At 72.0% G+C, this 14,896-nt stretch carries 16 protein-coding genes; 6 read left to right on the forward strand and 10 right to left on the reverse strand.

The window, feature by feature from the left end:
- The first annotated feature begins 1 nt into the window (after window position 1).
- From ABD143_RS05250 to ABD143_RS05270, 5 genes are all read left to right on the forward strand, one after another.
- Window positions 2-1,075, forward strand: a complete 1,074-nt coding sequence (locus tag ABD143_RS05250) for an ABC transporter substrate-binding protein (protein WP_343971976.1) — start codon at window positions 2-4, stop codon at window positions 1,073-1,075.
- On the forward strand, window positions 1,072-1,935 hold the full coding sequence (locus ABD143_RS05255) for an ABC transporter permease (protein ID WP_343971979.1): 864 nt from the start codon (window positions 1,072-1,074) through the stop codon (window positions 1,933-1,935). The genes ABD143_RS05250 and ABD143_RS05255 overlap by 4 nt, the downstream gene beginning before the upstream one ends.
- Window positions 1,911-2,630, forward strand: a complete 720-nt coding sequence (locus tag ABD143_RS05260) for an ABC transporter ATP-binding protein (protein ID WP_379659599.1) — start codon at window positions 1,911-1,913, stop codon at window positions 2,628-2,630. Before ABD143_RS05255 ends, ABD143_RS05260 begins: the two co-directional genes overlap by 25 nt.
- A 73-nt stretch (window positions 2,631-2,703) precedes the next feature.
- Window positions 2,704-4,050 carry an LLM class flavin-dependent oxidoreductase gene (locus ABD143_RS05265; protein WP_343971982.1) on the forward strand — a complete coding sequence of 449 codons (1,347 nt, stop codon included), beginning with the start codon at window positions 2,704-2,706 and terminating at the stop codon, window positions 4,048-4,050.
- Between the two features lie 118 nt (window positions 4,051-4,168).
- The gene (locus ABD143_RS05270) at window positions 4,169-5,386 is read left to right on the forward strand and encodes an MFS transporter (RefSeq protein WP_343971985.1); all 1,218 of its coding nucleotides are present in this window, start codon (window positions 4,169-4,171) and stop codon (window positions 5,384-5,386) included.
- Here ABD143_RS05270 and glf read toward each other — a convergent pair.
- The 10 genes from glf to ABD143_RS05320 form a co-directional block, all read right to left on the reverse strand.
- Window positions 5,338-6,531 carry a UDP-galactopyranose mutase gene (gene glf, locus ABD143_RS05275; protein ID WP_343971988.1) on the reverse strand — a complete coding sequence of 398 codons (1,194 nt, stop codon included), beginning with the start codon at window positions 6,529-6,531 and terminating at the stop codon, window positions 5,338-5,340. The genes ABD143_RS05270 and glf overlap by 49 nt on opposite strands.
- Window positions 6,532-6,587: 56 nt before the next feature.
- A complete protein-coding gene (locus tag ABD143_RS05280) occupies window positions 6,588-7,517 on the reverse strand; it encodes a decaprenyl-phosphate phosphoribosyltransferase (protein ID WP_343971991.1) in 930 nt (309 codons plus the stop codon).
- Window positions 7,514-8,086: a phosphatase PAP2 family protein gene (locus ABD143_RS05285; protein WP_379659600.1), complete on the reverse strand. Its 573-nt coding sequence runs from the start codon at window positions 8,084-8,086 to the stop codon at window positions 7,514-7,516. Before ABD143_RS05285 ends, ABD143_RS05280 begins: the two co-directional genes overlap by 4 nt.
- 187 nt (window positions 8,087-8,273) lie before the next feature.
- Window positions 8,274-9,080, reverse strand: a complete 807-nt coding sequence (locus tag ABD143_RS05290) for an HAD family hydrolase (RefSeq protein WP_343971994.1) — start codon at window positions 9,078-9,080, stop codon at window positions 8,274-8,276.
- 72 nt (window positions 9,081-9,152) lie between these two features.
- On the reverse strand, window positions 9,153-9,275 hold the full coding sequence (locus ABD143_RS05295; protein WP_343971997.1) for a hypothetical protein: 123 nt from the start codon (window positions 9,273-9,275) through the stop codon (window positions 9,153-9,155).
- Window positions 9,272-10,309 (reverse strand): DNA polymerase III subunit beta family protein, encoded by a 1,038-nt coding sequence (locus ABD143_RS05300; protein WP_343972000.1) that lies wholly within the window; start codon window positions 10,307-10,309, stop codon window positions 9,272-9,274. The genes ABD143_RS05295 and ABD143_RS05300 overlap by 4 nt, the downstream gene beginning before the upstream one ends.
- Before the next feature lie 333 nt (window positions 10,310-10,642).
- Window positions 10,643-10,831, reverse strand: a complete 189-nt coding sequence (locus ABD143_RS05305) for a hypothetical protein (protein ID WP_343972003.1) — start codon at window positions 10,829-10,831, stop codon at window positions 10,643-10,645.
- A gap of 63 nt (window positions 10,832-10,894) precedes the next feature.
- On the reverse strand, window positions 10,895-11,344 hold the full coding sequence (locus ABD143_RS05310) for a DUF350 domain-containing protein (RefSeq protein ID WP_379659601.1): 450 nt from the start codon (window positions 11,342-11,344) through the stop codon (window positions 10,895-10,897).
- Window positions 11,345-11,400: 56 nt separating this feature from the next.
- Complete coding sequence (locus ABD143_RS05315) at window positions 11,401-12,570, reverse strand: glutathionylspermidine synthase family protein (RefSeq protein WP_343972006.1); 1,170 nt, start codon at window positions 12,568-12,570, stop codon at window positions 11,401-11,403.
- 11 nt (window positions 12,571-12,581) lie between these two features.
- Window positions 12,582-13,211 (reverse strand): hypothetical protein, encoded by a 630-nt coding sequence (locus ABD143_RS05320; protein ID WP_343972009.1) that lies wholly within the window; start codon window positions 13,209-13,211, stop codon window positions 12,582-12,584.
- Window positions 13,212-13,765: 554 nt separating this feature from the next.
- Between ABD143_RS05320 and ABD143_RS05325 the strand changes: the two genes are divergently transcribed.
- Window positions 13,766-14,881, forward strand: a complete 1,116-nt coding sequence (locus tag ABD143_RS05325) for a septum formation family protein (protein ID WP_343972013.1) — start codon at window positions 13,766-13,768, stop codon at window positions 14,879-14,881.
- Window positions 14,882-14,896 lie beyond the last annotated feature (15 nt).

The following is a 14,896-nucleotide window of genomic DNA, read 5'->3' on the forward strand; positions in this document are numbered from 1 at the left end:
CATGACCCTCTCCCGAACACCGCTCGCCGTCGCGGCCGTGGTCGGGGCGCTCCTGCTCGCCGCCTGCTCCGGTTCGCCGGCAGGCGGCGGGCTGGACGCCGCCGCTCCCCTGCCCACCGAGGTGCCGCCGGGCACCACTCTCGTGATCGCCGACCAGGCCGAGGCGCAGCAGGTGGCGCTGCGTGCCTCCGGCGAGCTGGACCGGCTGCCCTTCACCGCCGAGTTCGCCAACTTCACCGGCGGCCCGGCCATCCTGGAGGCGTTCCGCGCCGGCGCCGCCGACGTCGCGAGCGTCGGTGACACCCCGCCGATCCAGGCGCTCGTCGCAGGCGAGGACGTCCCGATCATCCTGGCCCGGCGCACCGACCCGACCAGCACCCAGCTCGCCGTGGCTCCCGGCGTCGGGGCGCGCAAGCTGGCCGACCTGCGCGGCAAGAAGATCGCCTACGCCGAGGGCACGGCCCAGCAGGTGATCGTGCTGCGGGCGCTGGAGAAGGCCGGCCTCTCGACGTCCGACGTGGAACTGGTCCGGCTGCAGCTCGCTGAGTTCAACGACGCCGTCCGCACCGGGCAGGTCGACGTGGCCCCGCTCAACGAGCCCCGGCTCACCCGCTTCCTCACCGAGGCCGGGCCACGCGGCGGAGGGGTGATCGACCCGGCCGAGACCGCCGACACGTCCTCGGGGCTCAACTACCTGTACGCCCGACGGGAGGTGCTGCAGGACCCCGCGAAGGCTGCGGCGCTGCGCGCTTACGTCGAGCACTACATCCGTTCGCAGCAGTGGATCAACGATCACCGGGACGACTGGGTCCAGCAGTACTACGTGCAGAACCAGGGCATCAGCGCCGACGACGGGCACCGGATCGTGGAGTCGCTCGGGCAGATCACCTTCCCGCGGCTGGACCAGGCGCTCGTGCGGCGACAACAGGACACGATCGACGTGATCAACCGGGCCGGGGAGCTCCCGCGCGACGTGCAGGCGACCGACGGGTTCGACCTGCGGTTCGACGAGGTCGTGGCGTCCGCCGTGCCCGCGGCAGGAGCGTCGTTCGAGCCGGAGGGCACAGGGCCATGACCCAGCTTTCGGTGTCCGCGCCACGCGCGCGGACCGCACCCGCCTCAGGAGCCGACGAGCGGCTCGCGGTCCGCCCGCGCGTCCGGCGCCGGCTCGGGCCCGGCCGCACCAGCGCCCGGGGGCTCGCGCTGGGCCCGCTGCTGCTCGTCGTGGCCTGGGTGGCCGGCTCGGCCAGCGGTGCCCTCGACCCGGCCACGCTGTCCCCGCCGTGGACCGTCGTGACGACGTTCGGCGAGCTGATCGCAGACGGGCGATTGCAGTCCAACCTGCTCACGTCCGTGCAGCGGGCTGCGATCGCACTCGTGCTCGGGGTCGGGATCGGGGTGGCGCTCGCGCTCGTCGCCGGGCTGACGCGCCTCGGCGAGGCCGTGGTCGACGGCCCGGTGCAGATCAAGCGCGCGATCCCGACACTCGCCCTGATCCCGCTCGCGATCATCTGGTTCGGGATCGGCGAGGAGATGAAGATCATCATGATCGCGCTGAGCGTGTTCGTGCCGGTCTACATCAACACGCACGCGGCGCTGCGCGGCGTGGACGCCCGATACGTCGAGCTGGCCGAGAGCGTCGGGCTCAGCCGCAGGCGGTTCATCCAGCAGGTGGCGCTGCCCGGTGCGCTGCCCGGGTTCTTCGTCGGGCTCCGGCTCGCCGTGACGATCTCCTGGACGGCGCTGGTCGTCGTCGAGCAGGTCAACGCGACGAGCGGCATCGGCTACCTCATGACCCAGGCCCGCACGTACGGGCAGACCGAGATCATCGTCGTCGGGCTGGTCGTCTATGCCGTGTTCGGGCTGGTGGGCGACATCGCCGTGCGCGCGGCCGAGAGGAGGGCGTTGTCGTGGCGACGATCGCTCGGGAGCTGACCGCCGTCCGCACCAGGGGCCTGACCAGGGGATTCGGTGGGCGCGTGGTGCTCGACGACGTGAGCCTGGAGATCGCGCCCGGCGAGTTCGTGGCCCTTCTCGGGCGCAGCGGGTCGGGCAAGTCCACGCTGCTACGCGCGCTCGCCGAGCTGGACGACGGCGTGGCCGGGTCAGGTGAGCTGCACGTTCCGGCGGAGCGCGCGGTGGTGTTCCAGGACTCGCGGCTGCTGCCCTGGGCCAGGGTGCTGGACAACGTCGTGCTCGGGCTGGACGGGTCTGCCGCGCGGGAACGGGGCCGGGCCGCGCTGGCCGAGGTCGGGCTCGCCGGGCGGGAACGCGCATGGCCCAACGAGCTGTCAGGCGGCGAGCAGCAGCGGGTGGCGCTGGCGCGCTCGCTCGTGCGGGAGCCCGCGCTCCTGCTCGCCGACGAGCCGTTCGGCGCGCTCGACGCGCTCACGCGCATCAAGATGCACGCCCTGCTGCGCGAGCTGTACGACAAGCACCGCCCGGCCGTCCTGCTCGTCACCCACGACGTGGAAGAGGCCGTGGCGCTGGCCGACCGCGTGCTCGTGCTCGACGCCGGGCGGATCGCCGTCGACCGGGCGATCGGGCTGGAACGGCCCCGCAAGCCGAGCGACCCGGAGTTCGCCGCACACCGCACGCAACTGCTCACAGCCTTGGGAGTCGAATCATGAGCGAGCGTCAGCGAGCGAATCGTCAACACAGTGACCGCGCGAAGCGCCGTCTGAGCGTCAGCGAGGACGAGCAATGAGCAGGCAGCTGTCCCTGAACGCCTTCATCTACCCGGCCGGGCACCACGAGGCCGCCTGGCGGCACCCGTCGAGTGCGGCCGAGCGGATCTACGACGCCTCCTACTACCAGGAGATCGCCCGCACGGCGGAGGCGGGAACGCTCGATGCCGTCTTCTTCGCCGACGGCCCGGCGCTGCAGGGCGACGTCGCCCACAACGCCGTCGGGCGACTGGAGCCGATCACGCTCCTCACGGCGATCGCGGCGGCGACCGAGCGGATCGGACTGATCGCCACCGCCTCCACCACCTATTACGAGCCCTACAACCTGGCCAGGCTCTTCGGCTCGCTCGACCACATCTCGGGCGGGCGGGCCGGCTGGAACATTGTCACCACCGCGAACGACGCCGCCGCGGCGAACTTCGGGCTGGATGCCCACCCGGAACACGCCGATCGGTACGCCCGCGCCCGCGAGTTCGTCGACGCGGTTGTGGCGCTCTGGGACAGCTGGGAGGACGACGCCGTCGTTCTCGACCGGGCGGCCGGGATCTACGCGGACCGCTCCAAGATCCACGAGATCGGTCACGCCGGCCGGTACGTGCGCGTCAAGGGCCCGTTCAACCAGCCACGGCCGCCACAGGGTCACCCCGTGCTGGTGCAGGCGGGCGCGTCCAACGACGGGCGGGCCTTCGCGGGGCAGTACGCGGAGGCGATCTTCACCGCCCACCAGCGGCTCGCCGACGCGCAGGCCTTCTACGCCGACATCAAGGACCGCGTCGCGCGGCTGGGGCGCCGGCCCGACCACGTGAAGATCCTCCCGGGGATCAGCCCGTTCATCGCCGGCACCGAGACGAGTGCCCGCGATCTGGAACGGGAGTTCAACGAGCTGACCGTGCCGGCGTACGGGCTGCGCCAGCTCGAACGCATCACCGGGGCGTCACTCGGGCACCTCGACCTCGACGGGCCGGTGCCCGCCGAGCTGTTCGCGGACGCGGGCGACGTCACCGACAACGGGCGCAGCAGGCTGCAGGTGGTGGCCGGGATCGTGGAGCGCGAACGCCCGACCGTCAGAGGGCTGCTGCACCGGCTCGCGGGAGCGCGGGGCCACCGCGTGTTCGCGGGGACGCCGGAGCAGGTCGCCGACACGATCGAGGAGTGGTTCACCGCCGGGGCGGCCGACGGCTTCAACGTGATGCCGCCGTACTACCCCGGCGGCCTCGAGGTGTTCGTCGAGACGGTCGTGCCGATCCTGCGCGAGCGGGGGCTGTTCCGCACCGAGTACAGCGGGACGACACTGCGCGACCACTTCGGCCTGCCCCGCCCGGAGAGCCGGTTCGCTACGCGGGCGGCTGTGGCGGGTGGTTGAGGGCAGCGGCGAAGCGGCGTGCGGATTCGTCGATGATTTGCTTGACTACAAGCAAACAATCGCAAAGCAGCAATCGTCGCCCTTCGTCGGAGGACTCTGATGATCGTCGAGACCGTGCGTGCCTGAGCCCCGGCCGCTGCGACGGCTCGTCGTCCCGGTGTTCCTGCCCGCCGCCGTCTTCGGCGTCGGGCAGGGCGCGTCGGCCCCGGTCGTGGCGCTCCAGGCCCGGGAGCTCGGGGCGTCGGTCGGGGTGGCGGGCCTGATCGTCGCGGTCCTCGGGCTGGGGCAGGTGCTCGGGGATCTCCCGGCGGGCCGCATCGTCGCCCGCATCGGCGAGCGCAACGCCGTGCTGCTCGGCTCTGCCGTCGGCGCCGGAGGGGTGGCGCTCAGCCTCGTCGCGTGGACCCCGGTGGTACTCGGGTTCGGCGTCGGCCTCTTCGGTGTCGCGAGCGCGGTGTGGGGGCTCGCCCGGCAGGCGTACATCGTCGACACGGTGCCGCCGGGCCTGCGGGCCAGGGCGTTGTCGGCGATGGCCGGGCTGACCCGGTTCGGCTTTCTGATCGGGCCGTTCCTCGGTGCGGGCGTGGTGCACCTCATGGGCACGCGCGGCGGGTTCGTCGTGCAACTCGCCGCCGTGCTGGCCGCCGGTGTGCTGATGCTCGCCATGCCCGCCGTCGACGGGGACGCGGGCGGCGCGCGCCCCGGCATGCCGCTGCGGCGTGTCCTCGTCGCGAACCGGCGGGCGCTCGGCACCCTCGGCGTCGGCGCGCTGGTGCTGGGCGCGGCGCGCGCCTCGCGGACGGCGGTGCTGCCGCTCTGGGCCGACCAGATCGGCCTCGACCCCGTCACCACCAGCCTGCTGTTCGGCGTCGGCGCCGCCGTCGACGTCGCGCTCTCCTATCCGGCCGGCCGGTGGATGGACCTGCGCGGACGCCGTCCGGTGGCCGTCGGGGCGCTGTTGACGTTCGCCGCGGCGCACCTGGCCCTGCCGCTGGCCGACGGGCTCGTCGCACTCGGGGCCGTCGCCGTGCTGATGGGCATGGCCAACGGGCTGAGCAACGGCATGATCATGACGATCGGCGCGGACGTGGCGCCCGCCGAGGGCCGCACCGAGTTCCTCGGGGCGTTCCGGCTCTGCCACGACCTCGGGATGCTGGCCGGGCCGCTGGTGATCGGGGCCGTCAGCGCCGCCGCCGGGCTCGCGGTGGCGGCGGCGGCGCTGGGCGGGATATCAGGCGCGGGTGCCGGCGGTATGTGGCACTGGCTCCGCCCGAGCCGGGTTGCGGGTCAGTCCTCGGACTCGGTGCCCGACAGGGCGCGCCCTTCGGCGAAGTAGGGCCGCAGGCGGTTCTCGAACATCGTGAGCGCCGAACCGATCGCCATGTGCATGTCGAGGTACTTGTAGGTGCCGAGCCGGCCGCCGAACAGCACACCCGCGTTGGCGGTCTCCTTGCGCGCGAGATCCCGGTAGCGCTGCAGCCGGCCGCGGTCGTCGGAGGTGTTGATCGGGTAGTACGGCTCGTCGCCGGACTCCGCGAACCGCGAGTACTCCCGGACGATCACGGTCTTGTCAGTGGGGTAGTCGCGCTCGGGGTGGAAGTGCCGGAACTCGTGGATCCGGGTGAACGGCACGTCCGCGTCGTTGTAGTTCATCACCGACGTGCCCTGGAAGTCGCCCGTGTCCCGGAGCACCTCCGTCTCGAAGTCCAGCGTGCGCCAGCCCAGCTCGCCCTCGGCGTAGTCGAAGTAGCGGTCAAGCGGGCCGGTGTACACGGTGGGGGTGCCGGCCGGGATCTCCTCGCGGACATCGAAGTAGTCGACGTCGAGCCGCACGTCGATGTTCGGGTGGTCGGCCATCTTCTCCAGCCAGGCGGTGTAACCGTCGACCGGGAGCCCCTCGAACGTGTCGTTGAAGTACCGGTTGTTGAACGTGTAGCGCACCGGCAGGCGCGTGATGATCGCCGGATCGAGCTTCGTCGGGTCGGTCTGCCACTGCTTGGCCGTGTAGCCCTTGACGAACGCCTCGTAGAGCGGGCGCCCGATCAGCGAGATCGCCTTCTCCTCGAGGTTCTTCGCGTCCTTGGAGTCGAACTCGCCTGCCTGCTCGGCGATGAGGGCGCGAGCCTCGTCGGGTGTGTGGGCCTTGCCGAAGAACTGGTTGATCAGGCCGAGGTTCAGCGGGAAGGGGTAGACCTGCCCGTCGAAGCGGGCGAAGACGCGGTGCTGGTAGTTCGTGAACGAGGTGAAGCGGTTGACGTACTCCCAGACTCGCTCGTTCGAGGTGTGGAACAGGTGGGCGCCGTACCGGTGGACCTCGATGCCGGTCTCCGGTTCCGGCTCCGAGTAGGCGTTGCCACCGATGTGCGAGCGGCGGTCCAGCACCAGCACGCGCTTGTTCAGCTCGGCCGCGGCCCGTTCGGCGACCGTGAGGCCGAAGAACCCGGAGCCGACAACAACGAGGTCGTATCCCGCGTAGGTCACGGCGCCCGAGGGTAGCGGTGTGACCCGCGCCTCACGCGACTGGCGCCGTTCGATCACTACGCGTATACGGCGAGGACCAACGCTGCAACCCATATCAAGGCGAGGACCTGCAGTACCCGGTCGCCCAGCGCGATCTCCTCGGGCTCGCCGCCGTTGCCGGAGTCGACGTCCACCGAGTAGCGCAGCACCGCGATCACGAACGGGACGATCGAGATCACCGACCACACCGTGTTGTGCGTGTCCACGCCGATGTCGAACGCCCACAGCGAGTACGTCGTGATCAGCACGGTGGCCGACAGGGCCCACACGAACCGCAGGTAGGACGCCGAGTAGCTCTCGAGCGACTTGCGGATCTTCGCGCCGGTGCGCTCGGCCAGCATCATTTCCGCGTACCGCTTGCCCGCGACCATGAACAGCGACCCGAACCCGGCGACGAGCAGGAACCACTGCGACAGCGGGATGCTCGCGGCCGCGCCACCCGCGATGGCCCGCAGCAGGAAGCCGGAGGCGACGATGCAGATGTCGAGCACCGGCTGGTGCTTGAGCCAGAAGCAATAGGCGATCTGCACCGCGATGTACACGGCGAGCACGACCAGTAGCTGCACCGTCGCGAGCAGGCTCAGCGCGAGCGCGCCCAGCAGCAGCACGACGGCGACGGCCATCGCGAGTCGCGGCGGGACGATCCCGGCCGCGATCGGCCGGTTGCGCTTCGTCGGGTGGGCGCGGTCGGCCGCCACGTCGTTGGCATCGTTGATCAGGTAGATGCCCGACGCGGCGAGCGAGAAGGCCACGAACGCGATCGCGAGGTTGACCGCGATGCCCGGGGTGAACAGGTCGCCGCCCACGAAGGGCGCGGCGAGCACCAGGACGTTCTTCACCCACTGCCGTGGGCGCATCGTCTTCAGCACACCGCGCGCAACACCCACCGGAGTACGGGGAGCGGGAACGGCTTGTTCGGTTGACACGTCGGCGTCGGTGCTGGTCATCGGTTCCCCTTCCGGGAGAAACGGCGGGCGACGACGGCGACCGCGGCGCCGAGCATGGAGCCTGCGACGACGTCGGTGGGGTAATGGACGCCTAGCACCATCCGGGAAAGCGCCATGGGCGGCACGAGCGCCGCCACGAGCGGCTTGCGCACGAGCGCGCCGAACATGATGGCCGCGGCGGTGGTGGAGGTGGCGTGCGCTGAGGGGAAACTCAGTTTGCTGGGGGTGCCCGCGAGCACCTGCACCCGCGGATGCTCCGGACGGGGCCTGCGCACCACGCGCTTGACCCCGACGGACGCAGCGTGCGCGACCGCGACGGCCGCGGTGGCGGACACCCAGTCGCGGCGGCGACGCCGGTCGACCAGCGCGCCGACGGCGCCGATCGCGAGCCACCCGGCTGCGTGCTCTCCGAAGAGCGACATCCCGCGTGCCACGTTCACGACCTGCGGCGTGCCGATGCTGTTCTGCACGGCCTCCAGGACGCGCACCTCGATGGCGGCCGACGGGACTTCGACGGCGCCGTCGGAGGTGACGACCGGAGCGGCGGGTCTGTCGAGGAGCTCGGCCACGAGCGGAGCCTCCAGTAGGGCGTGGCGGGACGCAACCCGAGCGACCGGCCGTGCCGACCAGCAGGGTCCGCAGCCGCACGGTGGGTTGCGCTGTCGGCCGCATATGCTACGCCCGGTCACCACGGGTAGTGGTGCATGGTCGTCGAGACGTCGATCCGACGTCGAGCGGGCCTCTCGTTTGCGCCGGTCAGAACCAGCGTTCGAGCACCAGGGCAAGACCGTCCTCGCCGTTGCTCGCCGTGACCTCGTCGGCCACTTCCAGGAGCGCGGGGTGGGCGTTGCCCATCGCGACGCCGTGGCCCGCCCAGCGCAGCATCTCCAGGTCGTTGGGCATGTCACCGAACGCAACGACCTGCGCGGCGTCGACCCCGTGCCGCCGCGCCACCTCCGCGAGGCCGGTCGCCTTGGTGACCCCGGGCGGCGAGACCTCCAGCAACCCGCGCCCGGTGGAGAACGTGAGGCCAGCGGCGTGCCCGAGCTTTGGTCCGAGCACGGCGACCATCGCGTCGCTGGAGAGCCCCGGGTTCCGCACGAGGAGCTTCACCGCGGGCTGCGACAGCACCTCCGCCCGCTCCGCCACGATGTCCGAGCCGGAAGGCCAGGCGTGCCGGTACTCCGGCTCGGCGACGAACGGGCGGCCGTCGGCGGCGCTGGTGGGCACCCTCTCGACGGCGATGCGGCAGCCCGGCAGCGCCTCCTCGACACCAGCCGCCAGCTCGCCGAGCGCGACGGGATCGAGCGCCCGCGACCAGACCACGCGGTCAGCCGCGGCGTCGTAGAGCACGCTGCCGTTGGAGCAGACGACGAGCCCGACCTCCGGCACCTGGTTCGCCACGTCGGGGATCCACCGCGGCGGGCGGCCCGTGACCAACGCGAACCCGACACCGGCGGCCACCAGCCTGCCGATCACAGCGGCGGCGCGCGGCGGAACCCGGTCGTCGGGGTCCAGAAGCGTGCCGTCGACGTCCGTGGCGACGAGCTTGGGAGCCTGCACCCGTTCAGATTACGGGCGCGGCCCGCCACCGACCCCGGCGCCGACGCGGCCCCGGATGCCGAGCCGTGGCTCTCAAGGGCCGGCCAGCTCCGCCCGGAGGCGGGTGATGCCGCCCCAGATCATCCGGCCGTAGCCGTCGTCCGGCAGCGCGGCGAGCTCCGCCTCCGCCGCGGTGAGGTGTTCCGGGGCGGTCATCGGCGCACCGGCATCAGCAGCGACAGCGACCGCGGCGAGCGCACCACGAGCGGCACGATCGGCCCGTCGAGGGAAATCACGAGCTGGCCGGGCCCGCCCGCGTCGAGCGCTTCGAGCAGAAACTCCCGGTTGACCGCGACCCCGTCGCCCCCCGCGCCGACCGTGATCCCGTCCGGCCCTTCCGCGAGCACGACGACCTCGTACTCGGCGCCGTCCTGCTCCCGTCGCATGGTGGTCGTCGGGGCGGTGGCCAGGGCGGTCCGCTGCACGTCGTCCACCAGCAGTGCGGCGGGGCACGGCCCGTCCGGGAGGAGCCTGCGGTAGTCGGGGAAGGACTCCTGGATCAGCTCCCCGGTCAGCGTCTCCCCGACAGCCGCGACGGCGACCGTCGCGCCGTCGAGGGTGATCGTGACGAGGTCCGCGGCCGGGATCCGGTCGACGAAGGCCACCGGCACGACCGCTCTCACCGGCGGTCCCACCAGCTCGGAGACGCGCATGCCCGCCACCGCGAGCCGGTAGCGGTCGGTCGCGACGAGCGTCAGGGCCGCCGCCTCGACGTCCAGCAGCACACCGCCCAGCACGGGCAGGTCGGGATCGGACCCGACGGCGAACCGGACGGCGCGCAGCGCCTCGGACAGCTCGGATCCGCGGACGGTGACGGTGGTCGGGGACACGGAATGCTCCTCCTGCTCGATCAGGGACCGGACGGAGGAGAGCTCGCGGCGGGCGTCGTCGAGCCCCTGCTCGAGACGGCGCAGGTGGGCGTCGAGCAGCGTGCCGACGGCCACGGAGTCGGTGCGGCGGGCGAGGACCTCCCGGATGCCGGCCAGCGGCATCCCGACCCGGCGCAGCGCCGCGACCAGCCGGGCCGCGACGAGCTGCTCGGGCGCGTAGTAGCGGTAGCCGGTCTGCGCGTCGACGTGGGCAGGCACCAGCACGCCGGCCCCGTCGTAGAACCGCAGCGCGCTGATCGTCAGGCCGCTCTCCCGGGACATCAGCCCGATGCCGCGCGTCCCCCTGTGCAAGCTCTCCACGTCAGCGACCCTGGTGCCTCGACATGGTCGAGAGTCAACTCCGGGCGTCAGACCCGGATGACAGCGAGCCCACCGATCCCCTCGACTGGGCCGAAGTCGTCGTCCTGCCCACATGAGCGCGGCCTGTTCGTCCACGCCGATCAGTTCGACGTCGGCCACGGCGTCGAGCATTGCGAGCCGCCGCGCGCACCTCCACGTCCGCCGCCGCGAGCACACCGGCCTGGAGCTCCGCGAGGGTCACCACCGACACAGCGGTCTCGTCGGGGATCCGGGCCTCGTCCAGCGGGCGGCCGCTCTCTGCGGCGATGAAGACGCTGGTGTCCAGCAGACCCCTCACCGGATCGGCCCGAGATCGTCCGTCGTCTCACCCGCGAGCCGGGCGAGATCGGCGCGCAGTTCCGGGTCGGCCTGAGCTCGGCGCAGGCGGGAGACGAGGTCCTCGCGCCGGATCCACGACCGCCGGGACCGCTGCACCGGCATCATGACGGCCACTGGCCTGCCGTTGACGGTCCGATCGGCCAACGCCGCGAGGTGCCCGCCTGGGCGCCGCGCAGTAGGGCCGAGGTGTTCAGGGCGCTTCTAGCCTCAGATGATCGAGACCGCCACCACCAGGCCGAGCGCCAGGTGCGCCGCGGACACCACGAACGCCTGCGGGCGGACGCTGTCGGCGGTGAGCACCGAGCCGATGTCGATGCCGGTGACCCACTCCAGCAGCCGCACCCCAAGGACCTGCACGATGATCCCCATCAGGCCGAACACGAGCGACGCGACCAGGCCCTCCAGCAGCGCGCCCGACGATACGTAGATCGCCACCACGACGATGAACGCCATGCTCACCATGCCGGCCGCGGTGATCACGACGGCGTTGGGCAGGCCGTCGCGGACCATTCGGTTGAGCTTGCCCGGGGTCGTCAGGTCGACGGCGTAGAAGCCCAGCAGCATGAGCAGCACACCGAGCACGGCGTAGAGCAGGATCGCGCCGATCCCGCGGCCGAGCACCGACACGAACCCAGGGTCGATCTGGGCCAGCGTCACGAGGAACCTCCAGTGGGAGCGTCAGGAGAGTGCGGGGAAGAGAGTGCGGGGAGTCTTTACGCCGATGTCTGGATGCGGTGCGGCACGAAGGCCGCGCCGTTGTCGGTGACGAGGCCGACCGTCTCCCGGATGCCGAGCCCGGCCGCGGCGTCGCCGACCACCCAGGCGCCCAGCGCGGGACGGTAGCCGTCGAACTCGGGGAGCGGGTCGAAGAGCTGGTAGACGTACCCCTCCTCGCCGTACACCCCACCCGTCTGGTGCTCGAAGCCCGGCGCGACGATCGCGATGTTCGCGCCCTCCCGGCCCAACCTCGGCTTGCGGACGTACTCGGTGAGCAGGCCGGGCTGATCGAGGTAGGCGGGCAGCAGGTTGGGATGGCCGGGGTACATCTCCCACAGCACGGCGAGCAGCGCCTTGTTGGACAGGATCGACTTCCACAGCGGTTCGAGCCACAGCGTTTCGGGGAGGCTGCGGGTGACGTGCTTGCCGAACTGGTCGGAGAGCACCCACTCCCACGGGTAGAGCTTGAAGACCGCGGCCATCGGCGCCTCTTCGAGGTCGACGAACCGGTCGAGCGCGGCGTCCCAGCCGATGTCCTCGATCGCGAGGCCGACCGTGTTGAGTCCCGCCTCGGCGGCGGTCTCCTGCAGGTACCCGACCGTGATGTGGTCCTCACCGCTGGATTCAGCGCCCGACCACGTGAAATGGACCTCGTCGCCCGGCATCCGGCTCTTGATCTCAGCCCAGCGCTCGACGAGCTTCTCGTGCAGGGAGTTCCACTGGTCGTCGGCCGGGTACACGTCCTTGAGCCAGTACCACTGCAGGAGCGAGGCCTCCAGGAGCGTGGTGGGGGTGTCGGCGTTGTACTCGAGGAGCTTCGCCGGCCCGCTTCCGTCGTAGCGGAGGTCGAACCGCCCGTAGACATGCGGGTCGCTGCGCTTCCAGGACGCCCCGACCGCCTCCCAACACCACTCGGGGAGTGCGAAGTCGCGGTATCGCTCGGTCGTCACGACGTGGTCGACGGCCTCGAGGCACATCGAGTGCACGACCTCGACGTCCGCCTCGAGCGAGAGGATCTCGTCCATCGAGAAGACGTAGTGCACCGACTCGTCCCAGTACGGGCGCGGCCCGCCGCCGACGCCCTCGCCCGGGGTGTTGTAGACCATCCCCTGCTCGCGAACGATCCGCGCCCAGTCCGGCCGGGGGTCGCCCGTGTGTCTTTCCATCGGTGACCGGCCTACGACCCGCTGCTCGAGCTGCCGCCGGACACGCCGAGACCACCGCGCGACACCGAGCTGCTGCTCGACTGGCCGGCGACCGGGCGACCGGACGACGTGGTGACGCGGGTGCCTTCGCGCGGGACGGTGGCCGTGCCGCCCACCACAGGTTGGCCGATGGTGCCGCGGCCGCCGTAGTTGTAGTGGTACTGGCGCCCGCCGGTCCCGATGAAGATCGGGTAGAAGCCGCCGCCACCGTAGTAGCCGCTGCTCGCGGCGGTCGGGGTGACGCAGTTGGCGTCCTCGACGACGACGTTGGTCTGCTCGTCGACGCACTGGGCGACGACCTCCTCGTCGGGCTGCGCGACGGCGTACCCGACGGCGATCAGCGCGACAACGCCGACGGTGACGCCGGCGCCGACGAGGATCCGCTTGCGCTTCTTGCGGGAGCGCTCCTGCTCGGCGGCGGCGCGCTGCTCCTCTTCCTCGGCCCGACGTGCGGCCTGCTCACGGGCGCGACGTTCAGCGAGCGTAGGTTCGCGCGGCTTCGTGGTCTCGTCCTGGAAGCGCATCCGGCCGGTCGGCGCCGCGTCGGCGGGCGGTCGATCGCCCTCGGGCACATCGGACCCTGGCTGCTCCTGGTCTGGCACTTCGCCCCCTTCGGCCGCGCTCACCGGCCCGTTCACCGCATTCGCCTAACAAGCCCCCTACGAGAACGGTACCGGTCGCCGGTGGACGGGCAAACGTTGACGCTCGCAGCACGCCGACGACCGATGGTCGCGCGATCACGGTCGTACCTCTGGACCGAATGCGCGGTAACGGCATGATGACGGCCGACATGGACCGACTCCTCACCGCGCCGCGCGGCGCCGGCTCCCCCGACGGGCCCGCGCACAACCCAGGCGATGCACGTCTCGGTTCCGCGCCAACAGCCGCCTTCGGCCGCCCCGACATGGCCGGACAACGACCCGGGCGTGGGCATGGCCCCGCTGGGCCGCCCCCGCCGCCCTCTGGGCCACCGGCGGGCTTGGGCTCGGGATTCGGTCCCACTCAGCGGGCAGGTCGCCACGGAGCGCCCCCGCCGCCACCGGTCGATCCCGCTCCCCCGGCCGGTCAGGTGCTTCCCGGTGTTCGTGTCCCCGAGCCGCGACACGTCCGCCGGATCGTCATCGGCGTCCTCGTCGGGGCGTTGACGATGCTCGGCGTGGCCACGCTCGACACGTTCGCCGGTGCCACGGTGCCGGTGCTCGGCACGTTCGCCGCGCTCCCGGCCGCCAACAGCGGGCCGGAGGTCGTGGAGGTCCAAGCCCCGCCCGCAACGCCCGGCACGTGTCTCATGTGGACCCGTCCCGACGCCGCCGACACGTCGGTGGTCGACTGCGGGGAGCCGCATCTGTTCGAGCAGGCAGGCTCGGTCGCTCTCGTCGACCAGACCACGCTGCCCGACGACCAGCAGTGGCGCCAGCTCGTCAACGAACGGTGCACCCCGGTTGTGCTCGACTACCTCACCGGGAAGTTCGACCCCGACGGCCGCTACCGCGTCGGCGCGCTCAAGCCATCGCCTGCCAAGTGGGCGGAGGGCGACCGCGAGCTGCGCTGCGGCCTGCAGAGCGCGTCCCGCTCCGGCGCGCTGTACCCGCTGGCCGGCCGGGTGGCCGAGTCCGACCAGTCCGCCGTTCAGCAGCCGGGCATCTGCCTGGCCATCGACGGCCGCACGATCGGTGACCCGGTCGACTGCGCCGGGCCGCACGCCGTCGAGACGGTCGGCGTCGTCGATCTCTCCGGCAAGTTCCCCGACGCGTTCCCCGCGGTCGGCGACCAGGACGCGTACCTGCAGCCGGAATGCGGCCGGATCGCCAACGAGTACGCGGGCACTGCCGAGGTGATCACCCAGAAGGGCCTCACCGTGTACTGGGACAACCTCACCGAGGAGTCCTGGAAGGCCGGCACCCGCAAGGTCAACTGCAACCTGGCCGCCCTGCTCCCCGACCGCAGCGGCTTCGCCCCGGTCACCGGGCCGGTGCGCGGTGACGTCGTGGTGGGAGACCAGCCCGCGCCGCCGGCGAGCAACACCCCCGAGCCGGGTGCCCCCGCGCCGACCACCACGCCTGCACCGCCCACCGACGGCCCTCCGGCCGAGGGCCCGTCCGCCGAGGGCCCGCCGACCACCGGCACGGGTGCGCCGCAGCCGGGTGATCCCCCGGCCGACCAGCAGCCCGCCGACGGCGAGCAGCCGCCCACGACGGACGGCCCGCTCCCCGGTGAGCCGGTGCCGCCGATCGGCGAGCCGCAGGTGCCGGTGTCCGACGGAGGGGCCTGACAGGCACACTCGCGG

The organism is Pseudonocardia aurantiaca, assembly GCF_039526725.1.
Taxonomy (GTDB): domain Bacteria; phylum Actinomycetota; class Actinomycetes; order Mycobacteriales; family Pseudonocardiaceae; genus Pseudonocardia; species Pseudonocardia aurantiaca.

Coding starts and splice junctions, on each gene's coding strand:
- ABD143_RS05250 (WP_343971976.1), top strand. CDS start 2: ATGACCCTCTCCCGAACACCGCTCGCCGTCGCGGCCGTGGTCGGGGCG.
- ABD143_RS05255 (WP_343971979.1), top strand. CDS start 1,072: ATGACCCAGCTTTCGGTGTCCGCGCCACGCGCGCGGACCGCACCCGCC.
- ABD143_RS05265 (WP_343971982.1), top strand. CDS start 2,704: ATGAGCAGGCAGCTGTCCCTGAACGCCTTCATCTACCCGGCCGGGCAC.
- ABD143_RS05280 (WP_343971991.1), bottom strand. CDS start 7,517: ATGACCAGCACCGACGCCGACGTGTCAACCGAACAAGCCGTTCCCGCT.
- ABD143_RS05295 (WP_343971997.1), bottom strand. CDS start 9,275: ATGACCGCCCCGGAACACCTCACCGCGGCGGAGGCGGAGCTCGCCGCG.
- ABD143_RS05315 (WP_343972006.1), bottom strand. CDS start 12,570: ATGGAAAGACACACGGGCGACCCCCGGCCGGACTGGGCGCGGATCGTT.